This window comes from Myroides sp. A21, from assembly GCF_000807225.1.
GTDB classification, from domain to species: Bacteria; Bacteroidota; Bacteroidia; order Flavobacteriales; family Flavobacteriaceae; genus Flavobacterium; species Flavobacterium odoratimimum.
The window spans coordinates 412,791-435,997 of the sequence record NZ_CP010327.1; the positions used below are offsets into that span (position 1 = coordinate 412,791).

Below are 23,207 nucleotides of genomic sequence, written 5' to 3' on the forward strand. Positions count from 1 at the left end.
CATGGACAATTACTCGAGATTGGTGGAGCTAGAGGTGACTTTGTCGAACAATCCTCCATTTACTCATCACCTATTCTCCTTCTATCTAAACTGTATGATTACTAAATACCTACCTAAACAAAGTGTCTAATATCCACAAAAAAAGGTGCTCTATAAGAACACCTTTTATCTATATATCTTTTGTTAAGCTAAAGCGACCAAAGTTTCTTTTAGCACTACATAGTTTTTATAATAACTTTCTATAATCTTGATTTTTTTCTTTCCACTATTCACTTCTATATAGCCATCTTGGTTAGTCCACCGCATATATAATGTATCTATATGTATCTGCACATCTTCTGCAGCTATATCTATAACTCTCTCCTGTCCCAATACTTTCTTATAATATATCTTTTCTCCATCAATCGTTATTTTGTTGAGATAAGGATATATTTTAACTACATAGTAGACTAATATAGAAGCCGTCACTACTCCACTTGCTATAGCACTCTCGATATTACTCACCCCGATATCGCCTTTCTTTGCTTTTAATATTAAGATTACAAATAAAATATTTATCATTAAAAGCACCATAGTAACGATACTAATCTTGACTAACGAAGATCGTCTAAAACACGATTTAAATATTTTTTCCATATTTTTAAAAAGAGTATATAAAAAAACCCTCAGTAGTCACCTACTGAAGATTTTAATTGTTCTATTTCTACTATGAACTAGTTCGCTTCTTTACTAATAAACTGAATACGCATTAATCGCAACTCTTCAGTATCATAATCTCCGTCAAACTCAGTCATCGCAGCCTTAATATTATCTGTCTCTGATTCCATAAAGTAATCATAGATTTCTTCTTGCTGATCTTCGTCTAAGACATCATCTATCCAATATGATATATTCAACTTCGTACCAGAATATACGATCTGCTCCATCTCTTTTAGCAGACCATCCATATCTAATCCTTTAGCACTCGCTATATCCGATAAAGATAACTTTCTATCTACATTCTGAATAATATAAAGTTTTAATGCGGAATTAGCACCTGTAGATTTAACAACTAAATCATCAGGTCTGATGATATCATTATCTTCTACATACTTACTAATCACATCTACGAACTCCTTACCATATTTCTTAGCCTTACCTTCACTTACTCCTATAATATTAGACATCTCCTCTAGAGTAACTGGATACTTAAGCCCCATCTCCTCTAATGAAGGGTCTTGGAATACTACGAATGGAGGTACACCATATTTCTTCGCTACTTTCTTACGCAGATCTTTTAGGATACCGATCAGAGCCTCGTCTATCACTAGACTAGCTTTACTAGCGATCACATCCAAATCATTTTCAGCATCAGAATATTCGTGATCTTCAGTCATCATAAATGACTTAGGATTATCTATAAACTGTAGCCCAGCTTCTGTCAGTTTTAACACTCCATAAGCTTCAATATCTTTGCGCAATAAGTCTGCTACTAATACTTGTCTAATAAGAGCTATCCAGTACTTCTCATCGTGATCCTTACCACAACCGAAAAAGTCTAATGTATCTGTCTTATTTACTTTTAACAATGCATTGATTTTCCCAAGTAGAGTGAATACTATTTCTTTCGTCTTATAAGATTGTTTCGTGTCTCTAATTACTTTCAATAATTGAACTACACTATCTTTAGCTTCTACTTTAGTCTTAGGATTACGGATATTATCATCCATATCAGCCCCTTCGCCATTGACTTCGTCAAATTCTTCTCCGAAATAATGCAGGATAAATTTTCTTCTAGACATCGATGTTTCAGCATACGCTACTACTTCTTGTAATAATGCATACCCTATCTCTTGCTCAGCGACAGGCTTACCAGCCATAAACTTCTCAAGCTTCTCTATATCTTTATATGAGTAATAGGCTAGACAGTGTCCTTCACCTCCATCACGTCCAGCTCTACCCGTCTCTTGATAATAACTTTCTAATGATTTAGGAATATCATGGTGTATTACATAGCGTACATCTGGCTTATCTATCCCCATACCGAATGCGATAGTAGCTACTACTACATCTACATCCTCCATTAAGAACATATCTTGATGTTTAGCACGGGTCTTGGCATCTAGTCCTGCGTGATAAGGCACAGCACTGATCCCATTTACCTGAAGTACATTTGCGATTTCTTCTACTTTCTTTCTACTTAGACAGTAGATCACTCCTGACTTTCCTTGGTGTTGTTTAATAAAGCGAATAATATCCGTCTCTACATTTTTCGTTTTAGGACGTATCTCATAGAATAAGTTAGGTCTATTAAACGATGCTTTGAAGGTATTCGCGTTTGGAATTTCTAAGTTTTTTAAGATATCCTCTTGTACTTTAGGAGTGGCTGTTGCAGTCAGTCCTATAATAGGTATATCACCAAGACTTCTAATAATGTTGCGCAGATTTCTATACTCTGGTCTAAAGTCATGTCCCCATTCAGAAATACAATGGGCCTCGTCAATAGCTACAAAAGATAATTTTTCCCCTTGTAAAAAGCTAACATACTCTTCCTTAGTTAAAGATTCAGGTGCTACGTATAGCAACTTTGTAATCCCACTTTTAATGTCTTCCTTTACCTGAGCTATCTCAGTCTTCGTAAGAGATGAATTAAGCACATGAGCCACACCATGCTCTGAAGATAAACTTCTAATAGCATCTACTTGATTCTTCATCAAAGCAATTAACGGTGAAACAACAATAGCAGTTCCCTCTAACACCAATGCAGGTAATTGATAACAAAGAGACTTCCCTCCTCCAGTCGGCATAATCACAAAAGTATTGTGTCCAGAAATAATACTTTTGACCACATCTTCCTGAAGACCTTTGAATTGAGAAAATCCAAAAAATCTCTTTAACTCTTTGTGCAAGTCAATTTCAGTTGATTTCATTATTTTTGTATGGTATTTTACATAAATTTGCAGTACCTAAAGGTACAAAATTTCTTTAGTTCAATCATAATATTTAACATTCGCTCATTTTGAATACATCAATTAACATATTAAACACCGCCAAGAATACTTTACTTTCTGAGAGTGAAAGCATTAAAAAACTAATCGATTATCTAACGGACGATTTTGAAAAAACTGTTAAAGCGATTTTCAACTGCAAGGGGCGAATAATTGTGACAGGAATAGGCAAAAGTTCACTAATTGGAGCAAAAATAGTAGCAACATTCAATTCTACTGGAACGCCATCTATCCATATGCATGCTGCAGAGGCAATGCATGGAGATCTAGGTCTAATCCAACCAGGAGACTGTATCATCTGTATCTCTAATAGTGGTAATAGCCCAGAAATAAAAGTATTAGCACCTATCCTTAAAAGACACAACAATACGCTTATTGCTATCACAGCTAATGAGAACTCGTTTTTAGCAAAAAGTGCTGACTATATCCTATTATCTAAAATAGACCATGAGGCAGAACAGAATAATCTAGCGCCTATGAACAGTACCACTGCTCAGCTAGTTTTAGGAGATGCCTTAGCAGCTTGTCTTATAGAATTGAGAAACTTCACTGCAGAAGACTTCGCAATGTACCATCCAGGTGGAGCATTAGGTAAAAAATTGTTACTTTTGGTGCAAAACATACTAAAAAGCGAAAACAAACCTGCGGTATCTCCAGACTCTTCTATCCAAGAAGTAATCGTAGAGATATCAGAGAAACGCTTAGGAGTAACTGCAGTAGTAGATAATGAGCAAATCATAGGAATCATAACAGATGGAGACTTGCGCCGTATGCTACAAAAAAGTAGTAATCTAAACGATTATAAGGCAAAAGACATTATGTCTATCAACCCTAAATCAATAGAGAGTTCTGAGCACGTATCTAAGGCACTGTCTATATTAGAGGACAACTCTATCACGCAATTACTAGTGACACAAAACAACAAATACGTAGGCGTAATCCACCTACATGATATATTAAAAGAAGGGATCGTATAAATATGGCAAACTCAGATAAATCAAAAAAGGAAATGTCTTTCCTAGACCACTTAGAAGAACTAAGATGGTTATTAGTTAGATCTTCAGCATTTATACTAGGAGGAGGGGCAGTCGCTTTTATTTTTAGTGATTTTATTTTTGACAAAATCATCTTCGCACCAAAAAGAAGTGATTTCGTTACCTATCAATTCTTTTGTAAAATAGCACAACGTTTTGATTTCGATAGAAGTTTTTGTTTACAAGACTTACCCTTCGAGATTCAGAATAGAACGATGGATGGACAATTCTCTGTATTAATTTGGACTTGTATTTCTGCAGGTTTTATTATTGCAGTTCCTTTCATTCTTTGGGAAATATGGAAATTCATCAGCCCAGCACTTTATACAAAAGAAAAGAAATACGCTAAACTATTTATCGTTGTATCTTCTTTATTATTCTTTATGGGAGTAGTATTTGGATACTACGTTATCACTCCACTATCTATTAATTTCCTTGCGAATTTACAGGTAAGTGATATCGTTAAAAACCAGATAGATATCAACTCTTATATAGGTCTTGTAAAAACGACATCTATAGCATGTGGTTTAGTATTCGAATTACCGATTATTATTTACTTCCTATCTGTGTTAGACTTAGTTACACCACAGTTCTTAAGAGACTATAGAAAGTACGCTATCGTATTAATATTAATCATCGCAGCTGTAATAACTCCACCAGATGTAGTAAGCCAGATTATAGTATCTATTCCATTACTTATTCTATACGAAGTGAGTATTTATATCTCTCTCTTCGTACACAAAAAGAATAAGAAGATAGAAGCAAGTAAAACAAAACAAATTGACTAATCTCATATTTTAAAATCATGAAATTAAGAGCTGATAATTTAATTAAGATGTACAAAAAACGCAAAGTTGTTAAAGGTATATCAGTAGAGGTTAATCAAGGAGAGATCGTAGGACTACTAGGGCCAAATGGTGCTGGTAAAACTACATCATTCTATATGATCGTAGGATTAGTAAAACCTAACAGTGGAAATATATATTTAGATAATACGGATATAACAGACTTCCCGATGTATAAACGTGCACAACATGGTATCGGGTACTTAGCACAAGAGGCTTCTATCTTTAGAAAACTAAGTATAGAGGACAACATCCTAAGTGTACTACAACTAACGAAACTCTCTAAAAAAGAACAAGAGGCGAAAATGGAATCTCTAATAGAAGAGTTCAACTTAAACCATGTACGTACTAACCGAGGAGATGTACTATCTGGAGGAGAAAGAAGACGTACAGAAATCGCTAGAGCATTAGCTACTGATCCTAAGTTTATTCTTCTAGATGAACCCTTCGCGGGAGTTGACCCTGTGGCAGTAGAAGATATCCAAAAAATCGTTGCGAACTTAAAAAACAAAAACATTGGTATCCTTATTACAGATCACAACGTTCAAGAGACTCTTGCTATTACAGACAAAACGTATCTTATGTTCGAAGGAGGTATCTTAAAAGCAGGTGTTCCAGAAGAGCTAGCAGAAGACGAAATGGTACGAAAAGTCTACTTAGGTCAGAACTTCGAGCTACGTAAAAAGAAACTAACGTTCTAAATAAGAATCAAAAGCCACTTTTACATATTTAACAGTTATTATTTATAGTTCTTTTAATTTCTGAGATTATTGTGTTTTTTATAATTAGAAAAAACGTGAATTATCCTAAAAACACTATACTTTTTATGAAAGTAACATTTTGTCTCTACTCAGAAAAAACTATATTTGACACTTTAAATAGTAAAACTCTTTTTTTTGACTATTTAGAAACTATATATTTGCAAAAAAATAACAATGAAAAATATAATTGCGCTAAAACTATCACTTTTCTTCTGCACTATGCTATTGCTAGGTTCGTGTGCATCTAGAGAGAGTGTTGTATACTACCAAAACGTTGAGGATGTATTACTAAAAGAGTCTAATGATAATAAATTTGAGACTCGTTTAAGAGCAGATGATTTGCTAATGATCATTGTATCTGCTGAAGATCCTGAAGCAGCTGCTCCGTTTAACTTAGCTAATACAATGACTACAAACCCTAACAATCCTGCTGGTAGTGGTACTATGACTCAACACTTATACTTAGTAGATAGTGATGGGAATATAGAATTCCCTGTATTAGGAACTATTAAAGTAGGTGGTAAAAGCAAAAAAGAAGCTGTAGAAATACTGTCAAAACAAATAAGCCAATATATCAATAACCCTATTGTCAACATGAGAATCATGAACTACAAAGTGACAGTACAAGGGGAGGTAAATAAGCCAGGTGTACACACTATCAATAGTGAGAGACTTACATTAGCTGAAGCAATAGCATTATCTGGTGACCTAACAGTATATGGAAAAAGAGACAATATATTACTGATAAGAGAAATAGATGGAAGAAGAGTTCCTATCCGTGTAGACATGACTAAAGCGGACTTTATGGTATCTCCATACTATTATTTAAATCAAAACGATATTGTATATGTAGAGCCTAACAAAACAAGAGTAAACTCTTCTGTAGTAGGACCTAACTTAAGTTTAGGATTATCTGCATTATCACTTTTAGTAACTGTAATAGCACTTGCTACAAAATAGAAAAATGGAAAACAAATTTGACAATCAAGAAAACTCTAATATAAACATACGAGAAGAACTAGAGAAATATTTAGTTCACTGGAGATGGTTTGTATTAAGTGTTTTTATTACTGTAGCTTTAGCTTTCGTTTATTTACGTTATAGCCAGAAGATATATTCTATCAATACTTCTATCATTGTAAAAGATGAAAAAAGAGGTGGTGGAATAGCGTCTGAAATGGCAGCATTCGCTGACTTAGGGATGTTCTCTGGTGGTAAAAGTAATGTAGAAAACGAGACACAAGTACTACAATCAAGAAGTCTTGCAGAAAGAACAGTTAGAAGATTACAATTAAATATAGCTTTAATCAATAACGATAGATTTGTAAAAAAGGATTTATATGGTAATAGTCCTGTTTCTATCAACTTTGTAGAGCGTGTTTTTGACTTTGATGATATCGAGTATTCATTTATTGTTAAAGATAGAACTGAATCGTCTTTCTTGTTATTAAATGATGAGGAAGAAGAATTAGGTACTTTTAAATATGATGAACCTATTTCTACTATATTAGGTAAACTTATCGTAACTAAGAATGTTCCTAAAAAAACAGGAACACTAGATGCTCTTAAAAAAGAAGGTGGTGAAGAAACTGTAAATGAAATACTAGTACAAGTAAAACCTATCCAAAAAGTCGTTGATTATTACGTAAAAGAGGTAAAAATAGCTCCTACTGATAAGTTCTCTACTGTGCTTGAATTATCATTGTTAAACGCTACGCCAGCGAAAGCAAAAGATTATTTAAACACATTGATTACTTTGTACAATGATGGTGCTATAGCTGATAAACGTTTTATCTCAGAGAAAACTTCAGAGTTCATCGACTCTCGTCTAGTCCTGATTACTGATGAACTAGGTGATGTAGAAAAGAACGTAGAGGGATATAAAGCTAGAAATAGCATTACTGATATTCCTACAGAATTAAAAATTCACTTAGAGAATGCTAATGTTTATGAAAAACAAATCATTAGTAATGAAACCGAATTAAAAGTTATCTCTTCTCTAATAGAGTTCTTAAAAAGCAGCAAACCAAACGAATTACTTCCTGGTAATATAGTATCGACAGATGTTAGCTCTAACAGCTTAATTGATCAATATAATAAATTAGTATTAGAAAGAAATAAGTTAAGTACTAGTACAACTAAGCTTAACCCGGCTATCGTTAAATTAGACGATCAAATCAACTCTATGAAAGCTTCTGTATTAGAAAGCCTTCTAAGAGCCGAGAGCAATCTAAAAATTACACGTAGAGAGTTAGCGTCTAAAGAATCTGAATTAAAATCTAAACTATCTCTTGTACCAAAACAAGAAAGAGAGTTCAGAATCATCGATAGACAGCAAAAGGTAAAAGAGGCTATCTATTTATACTTATTCCAAAAAAGAGAGGAAACTGCAATCGCTTTAGCAGCAACAGAACAAAATGCTAAAATAATCGATGTAGCTAAGAGTAGTGATAAACCAGTAGCTCCTAAAAAAGCAATTATCTTATTAGCCGCTCTTATCATGGGAGGATTAATACCATTTGCTTTAATCTACTTACGTAGCTTATTAGATACTAAGGTTAAGACTAGATTAGACATTGAAGAAAATACTCAAGTTCCATTCTTAGGTGATATACCACACTCTAACGATAATTCCAAAATCGTTAATATTGCGAGTAGAACGAGTACTGCTGAAGCTCTTCGTATCGTTAGAACGAACCTTGAGTTTATGCTAAGTGATGTACAGGAAGGTAATGCTAAGATGATATTCTTAACTTCTACATTCCCTAAAGAAGGTAAAACATTTACATCTGTAAATATTGCAGCTACAATTGCATTATCAGGTAAACGAACTCTTCTTATCGGATTAGATATTCGTAACCCTAGATTAGATGATTATATCATGCTTCCTACTAAAGGCGTATCTGACTACTTATTAAGAAAAGAGGACGATATCAACCAGTATGTTGTAAAAATAGATGGTTATGAAAATATGTATGCTTTACCAGCAGGTACTATTCCACCTAACCCAGCAGAACTATTAATGGGAGATAGAATAGGAGATATGTTTGAGACTCTTAAAAAACAATATGACTATATCATCGTAGATACAGCCCCAGTTAGTTTAGTTACAGATACCTTGTTAATCGCGAAATATGCTGATACGTTCATCTACGTAGCGAGAGCAAACTACCTAGACAAACGTATGCTTAAATTACCTAATGACTTACACAAAGAAGGTAAACTTCCGAATATGTCAATTATCTTAAATGATACTGAGACAAACAAAGGATATGGTTATGGATACGGATATGGTTATGGATATGGCCAAGATCTAGAAGTAGACAAACGCCCTTGGTGGAAAAAACTAATAAATCTAAAATAAGAACAAAGGTCACTCTTTTATAGGGTGACCTTTTTCATTAATATGATAAAATATTATATCAAAATGTACTAAAACAGAAATATAAAAAGTCTGAATTATCAAATTCGTAATTCAACTCTAAAAAGGGTATTAAGCCTAAACAATAACATACATATTTAGTATATTTGCTATATAAATTTCAAGTTTTAAACAAAATATATTTAACGATAATATTGTTTTCATTTAAAGTAAATAAAAAATGACACAAAAATCTAAAATCCTTTACACGTTTACAGACGAGGCTCCAATGTTAGCTACGTATTCGTTCTTACCTATTGTACAAGCATTTGCTAAAACAGCAAGTATAGATGTTGAAACAAGAGATATATCTTTAGCAGGACGTATTCTTGCAACTTTCTCTGAGTTCTTAAAAGAAGAGCAAAGAATCGGTGATGCATTAGCAGAATTAGGAGAATTAGCGAAGACTCCAGAAGCTAATATCATTAAACTTCCAAACATCTCTGCTTCTATTCCTCAGTTAAATGCTGCTATTAAAGAATTGCAAGTTCATGGTTATGCTGTGCCTAACTATACTGCAGATGCTAAGACTGAAGAAGAAAAAGAGATTAAAGCTAGATATGCTAAAATCTTAGGTTCTGCTGTAAACCCTGTGTTACGTGAAGGAAATTCAGATCGTAGAGCTCCTAAAGCAGTTAAAAACTATGCTAAAAAACACCCACACTCAATGGGAGCATGGTCAGCTGATTCTAAAACAAGAGTAGCTTCTATGTCTGAAGGTGATTTTTATGGTAGTGAAAAATCAGTAACTATAGCTGATAACTGTAAATATAAAATCGAATTTGTAGGTACTGATGGTGCTATTAAATTATTAAAAGATTACGCTCCTTTATTAAAAGGTGAAATCATTGACTCATCTGTACTAAACGTAAATAAATTAAAAGCGTTCGTTTCTGAATGTAAAGAAGAAGCTAAGGCAAAAGGTATCTTATTCTCTACTCACTTAAAAGCGACAATGATGAAGGTTTCTGACCCTATCATCTTCGGTGCTGTAGTAGAAGTTTACTTCAAAGAAGTATATGCTAAATATGCTACTTTATTTGCAGAATTAGGTATTATCCCAAATAATGGATTAGGTGATTTATACGCTAAATTAGCTGGACATGCTCAAGAAGCTGAAGTAAAAGCTGCTATTGATGCTGCTATTGCTAATGGTCCTGCTATCGCAATGGTGAACTCTGATAAAGGTATCACTAACTTACACGTTCCTTCTGACGTTATCGTAGATGCTTCTATGCCAGCTATGATCCGTACTTCAGGACAAATGTGGAATGCTGAAGGAAAATCACAAGATACTTTAGCTATCATTCCAGACCGTTGTTACGCTGGTGTATACCAAACTGTAATCGAAGACTGTAAAGCTAATGGTGCTTATAACCCTACTACTATGGGATCTGTTCCTAACGTAGGTCTTATGGCTCAAAAAGCGGAAGAATATGGTTCTCATGACAAAACATTCCAAGCTGATACAAATGGAGTAATCCGCGTATCTGATGATAAAGGAAATATCTTCTTCGAACAAAATGTAGAAGCTGGAGATATATTCAGAATGTGTCAAACTAAAGACGCTCCTATCCAAGACTGGGTTAAACTAGCTGTTAACCGTTCTCGTTTATCTGATACTCCTGCTATCTTCTGGTTAGATGAGAATAGAGCTCATGATAGAGAAATCATCGCTAAAGTAAATACATACTTAAAAGATCACGATACTACTGGATTAGATATCAGAATCTTAAACCCAGTAGAAGCTACTAAAGTATCTGTAGAAAGAATCCGTCAAGGTCTAGATACAATCTCTGTAACAGGAAATGTATTACGTGATTACTTAACAGATTTATTCCCAATCTTAGAAGTAGGTACTTCAGCTAAGATGTTATCTATCGTTCCATTAATGAATGGTGGTGGATTATTCGAAACTGGAGCAGGAGGTTCTGCACCTAAACATATCGAACAATTCATTGAAGAAGGATATTTACGTTGGGATTCTTTAGGAGAGTTCTTAGCTCTAGGTGCTTCATTCGAACACTTAAGCCAAACTCAAAACAACCCTAAAGCGATGGTATTAGCTGAGACATTAGACGAAGCTACTGCTAAGTTCTTAGACAATGATAAATCACCTGCTCGTAGAGTTGGATCTATCGATAATCGTGGTTCTCACTTCTACTTAGCAATGTATTGGGCAGAAGCATTAGCTAACCAATCTAAAGATGCTGAGTTACAAGCTAAATTTGCTCCTATCGCAAAAGCAATGACTGAAGCTGAAGCTAAAATCAACGAAGAGTTAATCGCTTCTCAAGGTAAAGCTCAAAACATCGGTGGTTATTACCAATCAAATGTAGCTGACACAGCTAAAGCTATGCGTCCAAGTGCTACTTTAAACCAAATTATTGACACTATCTAATATAGCATCGATATACTAAAAAAGGTCATCAGTTAACTGATGACCTTTTTTTATACTCTCTTTTATTGATCTAATAAAATTTGATACTTACGCCCAATAGGCACTTCATCGCCATTCATTAAAATGACTTTACTCATAAATCGCTCTTTTATACACTCTTTATTAATAATAAAAGAACGATGTACCTGAACAAAGTTATCTCCTATTAATTCTGTTTTAAACCCTACTAGCGACCCATATACAAAGTAACTCTTACGCCTACTTTTAGTAAATATCTTGATATAATTACCTGCACTTTCAACATACATGATATCTGACATTTCTATAAAATAATCAAAGCCATCTTCTTTTATTAATACTTTTTGAAGTTCGCTCTTGCGATTATTTTCTTTTCTATCCTTACAGAATACCTTTGCTTTTACAACTGCTTTAAGGAACTTACTAAAAGCTATTGGTTTTAATAAATAGTCGACTGCATCATTCTGATAAGATTCTAATGCAAATTCTGAATACGCTGTAGTCACAATCGTAGTAGGCTTAATAGGTAACATTTCTAGCAACTCTAATCCTGATACTAAAGGCATATTAATATCTAAGAATAATATATCTACTTCATTACTTTGTAAAAAAGTTAAAGCTTCTTTTCCACTATAAGCATGCCCTATACATTCTAAATCATCGCATTGCTTAATATGACTTAAAAGCACCTGATGTGCAGGTTTCTCATCATCTACTATTAAACACTGGTAGGTAATTCCCATAATTCTAAAGTGGTTTTATAATAATACTTTGATTTGTTCTTTGTAAATTTATATCTCAACTGGGAGACTTCTAGTCTTCTTTCTAGATTTAAAAGCCCAACACCTGTTCCTTTTTGCAACATTTCGTCAGGCAAACAACTGTTTTCTAATTCGAACAGCAAATGATTATCTCTAGCATATCCTCTTAATTTTATAAAAGGAAATTCAGTTTGTAAAGCAAATTTTATCGCATTTTCAACCAAACTAAAATACAAAAGTGGAGGCACTTGAAACTTCTCAATATCCCCTTCATATTTTATATCTACGACTAAATCGTTTGTCCTAAACTTATAGTAATTAAAATATTCTTTTAAAAATTCTATTTCTTGATCTAAAGAAACAAATTCTCTTTTGGTTGCTTCTAATTGATATCTCAATAAATGTGATAATTGCAAAATCCGCTCAGGCGTTTCCCTTGGATTCGTTAAAGCCTCCCCATATAAATTATTCATTGCGTTTAAAAGGAAATGTGGGTTTAACTGCATCTTGAGGAAGTCTAACTCAGCTACAGTATTTACCAAACGCTTTTCACGAACTGTAATATCATTAAACACCCATAAATGAATAAAATAAGTTCCAGAGCCTAAAAACATTAAAAATATAGTATTGAGAATTTCACTTAACCAAGAATCAAATCCATCTATAAGCATATTTAACAACCCAGTACCAATTAGAACAACAATCCAATAGATAGTAAATAATGGTAAAAAAATATTGTATCGTTTGGTAATCATATATCTCTTAATCAGCAAAATATTACTAATTAAAATACAACCATATACTATAAAGAAAGAAGGCACTAACTCTTCCCAAATCTCAGATAATGAGCGATCACTCTTATCTACAGAAGCGACGAATGTAAATACACTAAGAAGTAGAATGATAACCGACACATTCCTCAACCAAAAATTAGAATAAAATTTCCATAGTGACTTCATACAAACAAATGTAAAGAATCATTAATAATATCATTATCCTTTCATTACTATTTATTTGAAAGCCATTAAAATAATAGCTACTTCATCAGCGTTTAATTAAACAAATAGCAATAATTACTTATCTATTTTTGCATTGAAACATAATAAGATAAACGAATGATTAATCACAAAAAGTTTACCAATTATTTATTGGGACTGAGTTTCTACGTATCTACAATTCCTTTTCATGTACAGCATACGATGGCTAATGTCATAAATGAACAAGTACAAACAATATTAAAAGGAAAGGTACTAGATAAAAACTCTCCCCTTATAGGAGCTACTGTCTATATAAAAGAATTAGATCTAGCTACTACCACTAATGAGTTAGGAGAGTTTAGTATCTCTATTCCATCAGGACAGTATAATATTCTAGTATCATACTTAGGTTACACTAATCATCATGCTAATATAGACACAACTAAAGATAATACAGTAAAAATCATCCTAAAACCTGACACTGCACAATTAGACGAAGTAGTCATAGTAAAGAACTCTACAAAAGCAGACATTAGAACACCAGAGATGAGTGTCAATAAATTATCTATAGAGGAAGTTAAAAAAATGCCTGTTGTACTAGGCGAAACAGATGTTTTAAAGTCTATCTTACAACTCCCTGGTGTAACAAATGCGGGTGAAGGAGCGTCAGGATTTAATGTGCGAGGCGGAAGTGCAGGACAGAACTTAGTACTTTTAGATGATGCAAATGTTTTTAGCTCTTCTCACCTATTTGGTTTCTTCTCAGTGTTTAATTCAGACGCACTTCAAGACATCAAGCTATACAAAGGAGGAATACCAGCTAGATTTGGAGGACGAGCTTCTTCTGTATTAGAAGTATTCCAAAAAAATGGTAATACTGAGGAGTTTCATGGCACAGGAGGTATAGGAGTTATCTCTAGTAGATTAATGGCAGAAGGCCCTATGCAGAAAGGAAAATCTTCCTTCTTAGTAGCAGGAAGAGCCTCGTATGCACATTTATTCCTAAAGTTAACAGACAATAAGAACTCTGCTTATTTTTATGATTTAAACACTAAATTAAACTTTGATTTAAACGAAAACAATAAACTAACCTTATCTGGTTATTTCGGACGAGATGTATTTAGTTTTAGTCAGTTATTAAAGAACACCTTTGGAAACTCAATTTTAAATCTTCAATGGCATCATTTATTCTCAGATAATCTAAGTAGTAAACTTACCACTTCATACAGTGACTATGTATATGGTCTAGATATGGAAATAACTGGCTTTAAATGGGATTCTGATATTAAAAGTTACTCATTAAAATATGATCTAACTCATGACATCCATAGTAATCTTCAATTAAAATATGGAGTAAGTGGTCTTTACTATGATTTTTCTCCAGGAGTAATTAAGCCAACAAAACCAGACTCATCTATTATCTATAAGAAGATAGATTCTAAATACGCTTTTGAAGGAGGTGTTTATTTAGAAGCAGAACAGAGTATTGGTCAACATTTCAATTTAAACTATGGGGCTAGGTTTTCTACATTTACTAATCTAGGAAAAGAAAATATCAATCTATATCAAAACAATCAACCTGTAAGATATGACTCTGAACTAGGTTTATACAAGATGGCAGATATCATAGGGACTGAATCTTATAATAGAGGTAAGAGTATTCAAAACTACAATAATTTTGAACCACGCTTCGGCATTGCTTATATTATTAATGATGATCAATCTATTAAAGCTAGTTATAATAGAATGGCTCAGTATCTTCATTTAATGTCTAATACGGCAGCACCAACTCCATTAGATATCTGGACACCAAGTAGTAAATATATCAAGCCAGAACTCGTTGATCAAGTTGCATTAGGATACTTCAGAAACTTTAAAGAAGGAAAATATAGTTTAGAAACAGAGGTTTACTATAAAAAAGGAGATAACAGAGTAGATTATATAGATGGTGCACAACTGATAGGTAATGATGCTTTAGAACGCGTAATACTTAGTGGTGAATCTAGAGCATACGGACTAGAGCTATTGGTGCGTAAGAATCTAGGTAGACTTACAGGATGGGTATCCTACACCTTAGCAAAATCAGAGCAGAGAACACCTGGTAGAACACCAGATGAGCCAGGAATAAATAATGGTCAATGGTATAGAACTGCTTATGATAAAACACATGACTTTTCTGTTACGGCTATGTACCAATTAAACAAGAAGTGGGATCTTAGCGCTAGCTTTACCTTACAATCAGGACGACCAACATCTTACCCAGAAGGAAGATATGACTATTTAGGTCAGAGTGTTCCTAATTTTGGGAAAAGAGGTGCTTACAGCCTACCTGCTTATCATCACTTAGACGTATCAGCAACTTATACCCCTACAAAAAACACAAGTAGAAAGTGGCAAAGTGAATGGGTATTCGGCATATATAATCTTTATGGAAGAGCCAATGCCGCTTCTATATCATTCCGTGAACACAAAGATCACAGAGGACAGAATGAAGCTGTTAAAATGTCTATTTTCGGAATGGTTCCAAGTGTAACCTATAACTTTAAATTCTAATCAAATGAATATTCTCAAATATATAAGTATACTCTCTATTCTATTATACCTTACTTCTTGTGAGCATGTAATAGATATAGACTTACCAACAGCACCTCCAAGATTAGTTGTTGAAGGTAATCTCGATTTTGATGCAGAGAACAAACAAGATACCCTAAGTATCAATCTATCTTTGACTACAGATTTTTATAATCCACAAGCACCTAAAGTCCATAATGCAACAGTATGGGTAGAAGACGAAAAAGGAACTAAACATCAGTTCAAAGAACTCAATAAGACTGGAAGATATATCTCTACTTCTATTAAAAAAGACTTTGTGAAAAATAAATATAAATTACACATAGAGTATGATAATGATATTTATGAAGCAACCGAAAGGTTAGTTGAAACTCCTAAAATAGAAAGGTTAGAACAAAGAAGAGAAAAGTTCTTTAATGATTACTATTATACGATTAGAATTTACTTTCAAGATACAGATAAAGGTGATAATAAATTAAATTATTATTACACTAATTTACTTTGGGAAAATAAAAGACCTGCCTTAAGTGTTCGTTCTAACGAGTTCTCTAAAGGTAAACTAATAGAAGACATATCAACAGACAAAGATTATGAACCTGGTGACAAGATACAAATAGATCTACATCAAATCTCTAGAAACTATTATGATTATATGTGGCTTATAACTGATGCTTTAAACAATGGAGGAGGTCCTTTTCAGACACCTATTTCTAAAATAAAGGGGAATGTCAAAAACCTTACTACACCTGATAAAGAAGCACTAGGATACTTTAGAGTAACTGAGAAGCAAACTATATATCACACTATTTTTGAACAACCTAAACCGTAAATAAAAAAGCCATCATGTGATGGCTTTTTCTATTTTGATAATAACTCTTTAGCATGAACTAAAGCAGAATCACTAATATCTTTCCCTGATAACATCTGTGCTATCTCTTTCACTCTACTCTCATAATCTAATAATGTCAATTGTGAAGTAGTCGTTTCGTCATCAGATGTTTTGTACACTTTATAATGTTGCTTCCCTTTTGCTGCTATCTGAGGTAAATGCGTAATAGCAAACACCTGCATATGAGTACTCATATCTTTCATAATCACTCCCATCTTATCAGCTACTTCTCCAGAAACCCCAGTATCTATCTCATCAAAGATAATAGTAGGCAAATTAGAATACCTAGCTAATATTGCTTTTATCGCTAACATAATTCTAGACAATTCTCCTCCTGAAGCAACTTTCTTTAGCACACCGAAATCCATTCCTTTATTAGCAGAAAACAACAGTTGTAACTCATCTTTCCCATTAGCTAAAAAATTCTTGGATACAGTGAAGTCAAACTTGAAGTTGGCATTAGGTATTCCTACTAATGACAATATCTCTAATAGTTGTTTGACTAAAACAGGAACAGCCTTTATTCTCGATTCTGAGAGCTTATCTCCTACTTCGTGTAAAACAACACTTAACTTATCAATTTCTCTTTCTAATGAGCTTATTTTATCGTCTATTCCACTAGCTAGATCTACTTTCTCTTCCAGTTCACTTCTAATAGCTAATAATTCTTCTACAGTAGCTACTTGATGTTTTCTCTGTAGATTATATAGTAATTGTAAGCGATCATTAATTAAATCTAATTGTTCAGAATCTGCAGACACATTATCTAATTGGCGTTCTATCTCATCAGACAGATCTTTCAGCTCTATTTCTACACTACTAATACGAGTATATAACTCTTCATAATCTTTAGAAATGGTACTCGTTTTCTGTAATAATTGCTTTACCTCCTTCAATCTATAAACCGCCCCTACTTCATCGTCTGCCAAAAGATTAATTGATTGTCCAAAGCTTTCTCTTACAAACTCAACATTATTCAGTTTTTCGTACTCTTGCTCTAATTCTTGTTGATCTAATCCATCAAGGTTACCTTGAATCAACTCTTCTAAAAGAAAAGCATTATAATCTTGTTCTTTGATTAAATCAGCCTGTTGTTGTTGTAAACTTCTTAATTGTGTTTGGGCTTTCTTGTATAATACTAAATGTCCTTTATACTCCTCTAAAATATTGCTATTACTTGCAACTGCATCAACAATTTGCATTTGGTAATTTTCATCAGACAATTCCATTGTTTGATGTTGGGAATGTATATCTATTAAGTGTTCTGTTAATTGTTGCAAATCAGATAAATTAACAGGGCTATCATTTACAAAGGCTCTAGATTTACCAGAAGGAGAAATCTCCCTTCTTATAATCGTCACATCTTCATATTCTAATTCTAACTCATTGAATAAATCCTTCAATCCATATTTACCAATACTAAAATGACCTTCTATAACACACTTCACTTCTTTATCCTTTAGAGAAGATAAATCAGCACGTTTTCCTTGTAACAAACCTAATGCACCTAACACAATAGACTTACCAGCTCCTGTTTCACCTGTAATAATAGAAAAGCCATCAGAAAAATCTATTTCTAATGTATCAATAAGTGCAAAGTTTTTGATTGTTAATGATATAAGCATATAACTTAATTTTAGAACTAAAGACTATTCCATTTTAATCCATTTAATGGAGCTAATTTATTCAATAATTCCACTACACGTTTCTTATTTTTATCTGTCACTCCACCATAAACACCTATCAACTCATCTGTTTTAGAATCAAAGAAAACACGTGTCAGAAAAGAATTTGGTCGAGTAGAATTAAAACCTTCTAAAGCTGTTAAAGCTTGCAGAATACCATCTCTTCCATCCGCTACATTATCACTCATACGATCTAATCCTAAACGGTGATATTTATATAAAGCATCTTTATAAGCCTCTCCAACTCCCGAAGCTAAATCACTAATAAAAGAATATCTTGTATTACTACCATCCCCTTGCTTCCATCCTCTATAATTTCCTTGCTGAGCAATAGAAGCTATACCATTTGCTGTTTGCAAATAAGTACTCCCTCCACCTTTACTAAACGTTTCTGCGTCCAATCCTATAATTAGATTCGCATAAAATCCTATCAAAGAAGTCAAATTAGAGTCGTATGAATTGGGATTGTAATAAAGAGATTCAAACTCAATATAATTAAAAACAATATCCTTATCGTTGAACAATAATACTTGTGTAGAATATCCAGATCCATAAACAGGTCTAGATGATTTGACCTGAAGGGTTCCAGATACTGTATTATTACCGTAAGTAGTTACATTCAGAAAGAACATACAATCTATCCTCTCCACTGGAGAAAACTTCTTAGATGTCCAACTGGTATTGTTTATAAAATCTTTAAGTGATTTCTCTAGTGATTTGAAATAAGCTTGATTACTATTTCCTACTTGGCTATGGTTAACCGTTACTATTGCATTAAGCTCCTGAGCATAACTGTTTAGAACTATAAAAAGCGAACCAAAAAGCCAAATAAGTTTATTCATAATGTTTAATTATCTTATATATAATATCCTGAGCTACTTCTTCTTTAGATTTTAATTCCTTAGGTTCTATATTAAAATCTTTATCTATAAAGGTAACCTTATTCGTTGGTTTTCCAAAACCTGCTCCTTCATCTTTTAAAGAATTTAAAACAATTAAATCTAAATTCTTCTTCTTGATTTTAGCTTTTGCGTGTTCTATCTCATTTTGAGTTTCTAGTGCAAAACCTATCAGAAACTGTTCTTTCTTTATAGCACCTAGTGAAGCTAATATATCAGGATTCTTATCCATTTCTATTATAAACTCTTCACTGTTCTTTTTAATCTTTTCAGTAGCTACTTCTTTAGGTCGATAATCTGCTACTGCAGCAGCGGCAACCACAGCATCCACATCAGCATAATACTGATGACACGCCTCATACATCTCCATAGCAGACATAACCGAGATAACCTTTACTCGTTCATGCGCTATTTTCTGATTGCTAGGACCTGATACTAATACTACATCAGCACCTTGCTTAGCAGCCTCTAGAGCGATATCATACCCCATTTTTCCAGAAGAATGATTACCTATAAAACGCACAGGATCTATAGGTTCGTATGTAGGCCCCGCAGTTATTAATAATTTTCTTCCTTTTAGGGGCAAATTATTTAACAACACATCTTTTACAGCCTGCAAGATTGTCTCAGGTTCAGCCATACGACCTTTCCCAACTAAACCACTTGCTAATTCACCTTCCTCAGCAGGAATGATAAGATTACCATAACCTTCTAACAAGGCTAAATTACGGTCTGTAGTAGGGTGCACATACATATCTAAGTCCATCGCAGGTGCTACCATAACAGGGCACTTAGCAGATAGATAGATTGCCATTAAGAGATTATCGCAATATCCATTAGCCATCTTCGCTAATGTATTGGCAGTCGCAGGAGCTATAACCATTAGGTCAGCCCAGAGTGCTAAATCAACATGATTATTCCATGTCCCTCCTTCACCAGCATCATTGAAGAAATTTGTATATGCTGGATTCTTTGATAAAGTAGATAAAGTATAAGGAGTTACAAATTGATGAGAAGCAGGTGTCATGATCACTTGGACCTCGGCACCTGCTTTTATAAGTAAACGTACTAAGTGTGCCGTCTTATACGCGGCAATTCCACCAGTTACACCTAGTATTATTTTTTTACCGCCTAAACTTGACATCACTAAGTATTATTTATGTTCTATTGTTCTTTGTATGAAACTTTACCTTCTAACCACTCTTCTACAGCTAATGCTTGAGCTTTAGGCAATTTTTCATAAAATTTAGATACTTCTATTTGTTCTTTATTTTCAAATACTTCATCTAAACTATCATTGTAAGTAGCGAACTCTTCCAACTTGTCAACCAACTCATTCTTGATTTCTGTGTTGATTTGGTTTGCTCTCTTAGCAATTATAGTAATAGCCTCATAAATATTTCCTGTAGGCTCTTCAATCTTACTTTTGTTATAAGTAATTGTGTTTACTGGAGCATTTGTTTTCTTTAAATCCATCTCTTTCGCTTAAGTTATTTTGAAAATTTTGCTAATTCTTCTTGTATATTTTCAAGCATACCATCTGCTTGCTTTTTGTATTTTGTTTCTGCATTAAAACGAACTAATACGTCGTACATTGACTTTGCTGTATTCAGACGTTCTTCCATTTTATAATGCACACTGTTCATTGCTAATTTATAAGCTGAATCAAACTTATAGAACAAGGCATCTTCCTTATATTTCGTACCTGGATAATCATAGATAAAGTTATCTAATGCTACGATAGCAGCATTGTAATTTCTAGTCCAATCTCCAATCGTATTTAACTGCTTTGCATTCTCATAAGTCTTTCTCTCGATCTTCTCATTCATCTCTTGCATAATTGAATTAGCTTCAAATACAAAATTAGAACCAGGATATTGATCAATAAACTTTTGTAATTTATCTATTACATCATAAGTCACTCTTTGATCTAAAGAGTACACAGGTGATAATGCGACACCAGACTTAATCTCTTTTAAAAGAGCTTCTTCACGCTTATCACTTCTTGGATATGTAGCCGCAAAGTTTTTAAAACGAAACCCTGATAATTCATAGTCTTTTGTCAAATAAGTCGCCTCAGCGAAGTTAAAAAACATATCTTCTGCTTTAGGATTCGCTCTATAAACAGTCTCTAATTGTTCATAAAGACGAATAGCATTTCTATATTTCCCTTTCTCAAAAAACTGATTTGCTACTTCTTTTTTATATTCATAATCCTCTGATTTCAAAGCCTTTTGCATTGGTCCACAGCTCGCTATTGAAAGCATAAGAATAGATAAACCGATATATTTTTTCATAAATGTTTTTCGTTGTTTTTGACAAAAGCATTTCCAAGATAGTCCTGTAAAAGCAAATGCAAATTTAAATTAATAATTGCATTATACAAAAAGCTTTTTATATTAAAAAGAAAAGATGTCTAAAATGACATCTTTTCATATAAATCATTATTCCTTAAACGATTAAACTGCTGGGTTATTATTCGCTTGTTGGTTAAAGTTTTTAATATCATTATCGAATAAATATAAACCTCCTTTATCATCTCCAATAAGGTTTATCTTATCAAGAATTGTACGTGCTGTAGCTTCTTCTTCTATTTGTTCTGACACATACCACTGTAAGAAATTATGAGTTGCATAATCTCTCTCTTCTAAAGCTATATGTACTAATTCATTAATGCTTTTTGAAACAAACACCTCATGATCAAACAATTGCTTAAACAACGCTTTAAATGATGTGTGATCCAACTCTGGCTTTGTCACAGCAGGGATAACAGCTTGTCCTCCTCTTTGGTTTACATATTTAACTAATTTAAGCATATGTTGACGTTCTTCATCTGATTGTGCGAACATAAAAGTAGCAATCCCTTCGAATCCTTGAATCTCTGCCCAAGAAGCCATCTCTAAATAAATCTGAGAAGAATCCCCCTCTATTTTAATCTGCTCATTAAGTGCTTTTTCTAATTTTTCTGATAACATAACTTTCTTTTTTTAATTCAGTATTTTAATTTCTTTTTCGATTCTTGAAGCTAAGTCTGTATCTACATTAACCAATGGCAAACGAAGCGTATTTTGCATCACTCCTTCTAACTTTAATATCTCTTTGATTCCAGCAGGGTTTCCTTGTTCAAAGATCATATCGATAATAGGCATTAATTCATATTGTAATTTAAATGCCTCTTTGATATCTCCTTTTAATCCTAGGCGAATCATATCTGTAAACTTTTGAGGAACACCTTGTCCTATTACTGAAATAACTCCAGCTCCTCCTGCTAACACCAAAGGCAATGCGATCGCATCATCTCCTGATATTACTAAAAAGTCTTTGCGAGTACTTTGACGGATTAACTCCATCCCTTGTACCATACTTCCCGCTGCCTCTTTTATACCAATGATATTCTTAAACTCATTCGCTAAACGAACTACAGTCCCTACTGCCATATTACTTCCTGTTCTACCAGGTACATTGTATAAAATAATAGGTAATGGACTATTCTCAGCAATCATTTTGAAGTGCTGATAAATTCCTTCTTGTGTAGGTTTATTATAATAAGGTGATACTGATAATATAGCATCAAACCCTTCTAAGTTCTCCTGTGTTAATTCATCTAATACAGCATGTGTATTATTTCCTCCTACTCCTAATACTAATGGCAATCTTTTCTTATTAGCCTTTATTACGGTACGTTTGACTAACTGTTTTTCTTCCTTACTAAGAGTTGCTGACTCCCCAGTAGTTCCTAATACTACTAGATACTCTACCCCTCCTGCTATTGTAAATTCTACCAAATTCTGTAATGCTTCTACATCTACAGAAAAATCGCTGTTAAATGGCGTTACTAATGCCACTCCCGTACCAATAAGTGATTGCATAGTTCTTCTAATTATTAATTTTTAAAAACGTTAATATATTTAAATAAATTGTCTACAAAATTCTCTACATCTAATCGCTCTAAAGCTAA

General features: G+C 33.4%; 19 protein-coding genes. 8 read left to right on the forward strand and 11 right to left on the reverse strand.

Annotation, left to right across the window (positions count from 1 at the left end; translation table 11 throughout):
• Window positions 1–183: 183 nt before the first annotated feature.
• A complete protein-coding gene (locus tag MYRA21_RS01920) occupies window positions 184–636 on the reverse strand; it encodes a hypothetical protein (RefSeq protein WP_006260208.1) in 453 nt (150 codons plus the stop codon).
• A gap of 77 nt (window positions 637–713) precedes the next feature.
• Entirely contained in the window at window positions 714–2,909 is a 2,196-nt protein-coding gene (locus MYRA21_RS01925; protein WP_006260209.1) for an ATP-dependent DNA helicase RecQ, read from the reverse strand.
• Window positions 2,910–2,998: 89 nt separating this feature from the next.
• Here MYRA21_RS01925 and MYRA21_RS01930 point away from each other — a divergent pair, with 89 nt between their 5' ends.
• From MYRA21_RS01930 to MYRA21_RS01955, 6 genes are all read left to right on the forward strand, one after another.
• A complete protein-coding gene (locus MYRA21_RS01930) occupies window positions 2,999–3,964 on the forward strand; it encodes an SIS domain-containing protein (RefSeq protein WP_006260210.1) in 966 nt (321 codons plus the stop codon).
• Window positions 3,965–3,996: 32 nt separating this feature from the next.
• Window positions 3,997–4,809, forward strand: a complete 813-nt coding sequence (gene tatC, locus MYRA21_RS01935; protein WP_006260211.1) for a twin-arginine translocase subunit TatC — start codon at window positions 3,997–3,999, stop codon at window positions 4,807–4,809.
• A 17-nt stretch (window positions 4,810–4,826) separates the two neighbouring features.
• The gene (lptB, locus tag MYRA21_RS01940) at window positions 4,827–5,567 is read left to right on the forward strand and encodes an LPS export ABC transporter ATP-binding protein (protein WP_006260212.1); all 741 of its coding nucleotides are present in this window, start codon (window positions 4,827–4,829) and stop codon (window positions 5,565–5,567) included.
• Window positions 5,568–5,801: 234 nt separating this feature from the next.
• Window positions 5,802–6,587 (forward strand): polysaccharide biosynthesis/export family protein, encoded by a 786-nt coding sequence (locus MYRA21_RS01945; RefSeq protein WP_006260213.1) that lies wholly within the window; start codon window positions 5,802–5,804, stop codon window positions 6,585–6,587.
• Window positions 6,588–6,591: 4 nt separating this feature from the next.
• Window positions 6,592–8,991: a tyrosine-protein kinase gene (locus MYRA21_RS01950; protein ID WP_006260214.1), complete on the forward strand. Its 2,400-nt coding sequence runs from the start codon at window positions 6,592–6,594 to the stop codon at window positions 8,989–8,991.
• Window positions 8,992–9,229: 238 nt separating this feature from the next.
• A complete protein-coding gene (locus MYRA21_RS01955) occupies window positions 9,230–11,449 on the forward strand; it encodes an NADP-dependent isocitrate dehydrogenase (protein ID WP_006260215.1) in 2,220 nt (739 codons plus the stop codon).
• Between the two features lie 62 nt (window positions 11,450–11,511).
• On the opposite strand, the gene MYRA21_RS01960 is transcribed toward MYRA21_RS01955, so the two are convergent.
• On the reverse strand, window positions 11,512–12,210 hold the full coding sequence (locus tag MYRA21_RS01960; protein WP_006260216.1) for a LytTR family DNA-binding domain-containing protein: 699 nt from the start codon (window positions 12,208–12,210) through the stop codon (window positions 11,512–11,514).
• Entirely contained in the window at window positions 12,186–13,187 is a 1,002-nt protein-coding gene (locus tag MYRA21_RS01965; protein WP_006260217.1) for a sensor histidine kinase, read from the reverse strand. Before MYRA21_RS01965 ends, MYRA21_RS01960 begins: the two co-directional genes overlap by 25 nt.
• A 156-nt stretch (window positions 13,188–13,343) precedes the next feature.
• Here MYRA21_RS01965 and MYRA21_RS01970 point away from each other — a divergent pair, with 156 nt between their 5' ends.
• Both MYRA21_RS01970 and MYRA21_RS01975 read left to right on the forward strand, forming a co-directional pair.
• Window positions 13,344–15,758: a TonB-dependent receptor gene (locus MYRA21_RS01970; protein WP_006260218.1), complete on the forward strand. Its 2,415-nt coding sequence runs from the start codon at window positions 13,344–13,346 to the stop codon at window positions 15,756–15,758.
• A 4-nt stretch (window positions 15,759–15,762) separates the two neighbouring features.
• On the forward strand, window positions 15,763–16,605 hold the full coding sequence (locus MYRA21_RS01975) for a DUF4249 domain-containing protein (RefSeq protein WP_006260219.1): 843 nt from the start codon (window positions 15,763–15,765) through the stop codon (window positions 16,603–16,605).
• Window positions 16,606–16,634: 29 nt separating this feature from the next.
• On the opposite strand, the gene recN is transcribed toward MYRA21_RS01975, so the two are convergent.
• From recN to dapA, 7 genes are all read right to left on the reverse strand, one after another.
• Window positions 16,635–18,290 (reverse strand): DNA repair protein RecN, encoded by a 1,656-nt coding sequence (recN, locus tag MYRA21_RS01980; RefSeq protein ID WP_006260220.1) that lies wholly within the window; start codon window positions 18,288–18,290, stop codon window positions 16,635–16,637.
• 17 nt (window positions 18,291–18,307) lie between these two features.
• Window positions 18,308–19,192: a DUF4835 family protein gene (locus MYRA21_RS01985; protein ID WP_006260221.1), complete on the reverse strand. Its 885-nt coding sequence runs from the start codon at window positions 19,190–19,192 to the stop codon at window positions 18,308–18,310.
• Entirely contained in the window at window positions 19,185–20,393 is a 1,209-nt protein-coding gene (coaBC, locus tag MYRA21_RS01990; protein ID WP_006260222.1) for a bifunctional phosphopantothenoylcysteine decarboxylase/phosphopantothenate--cysteine ligase CoaBC, read from the reverse strand. Before coaBC ends, MYRA21_RS01985 begins: the two co-directional genes overlap by 8 nt.
• Window positions 20,394–20,413: 20 nt before the next feature.
• Window positions 20,414–20,725, reverse strand: coding sequence for a DNA-directed RNA polymerase subunit omega (locus MYRA21_RS01995; protein ID WP_006260223.1), 312 nt, complete (start codon window positions 20,723–20,725; stop codon window positions 20,414–20,416).
• 14 nt (window positions 20,726–20,739) lie between these two features.
• Window positions 20,740–21,546, reverse strand: coding sequence for an outer membrane protein assembly factor BamD (locus MYRA21_RS02000; protein ID WP_006260224.1), 807 nt, complete (start codon window positions 21,544–21,546; stop codon window positions 20,740–20,742).
• 162 nt (window positions 21,547–21,708) lie between these two features.
• Window positions 21,709–22,224 carry a ferritin gene (locus tag MYRA21_RS02005; RefSeq protein ID WP_006260225.1) on the reverse strand — a complete coding sequence of 172 codons (516 nt, stop codon included), beginning with the start codon at window positions 22,222–22,224 and terminating at the stop codon, window positions 21,709–21,711.
• A 12-nt stretch (window positions 22,225–22,236) separates the two neighbouring features.
• A complete protein-coding gene (dapA, locus tag MYRA21_RS02010; RefSeq protein WP_006260226.1) occupies window positions 22,237–23,118 on the reverse strand; it encodes a 4-hydroxy-tetrahydrodipicolinate synthase in 882 nt (293 codons plus the stop codon).
• Between the last annotated feature and the right edge of the window lie 89 nt (window positions 23,119–23,207).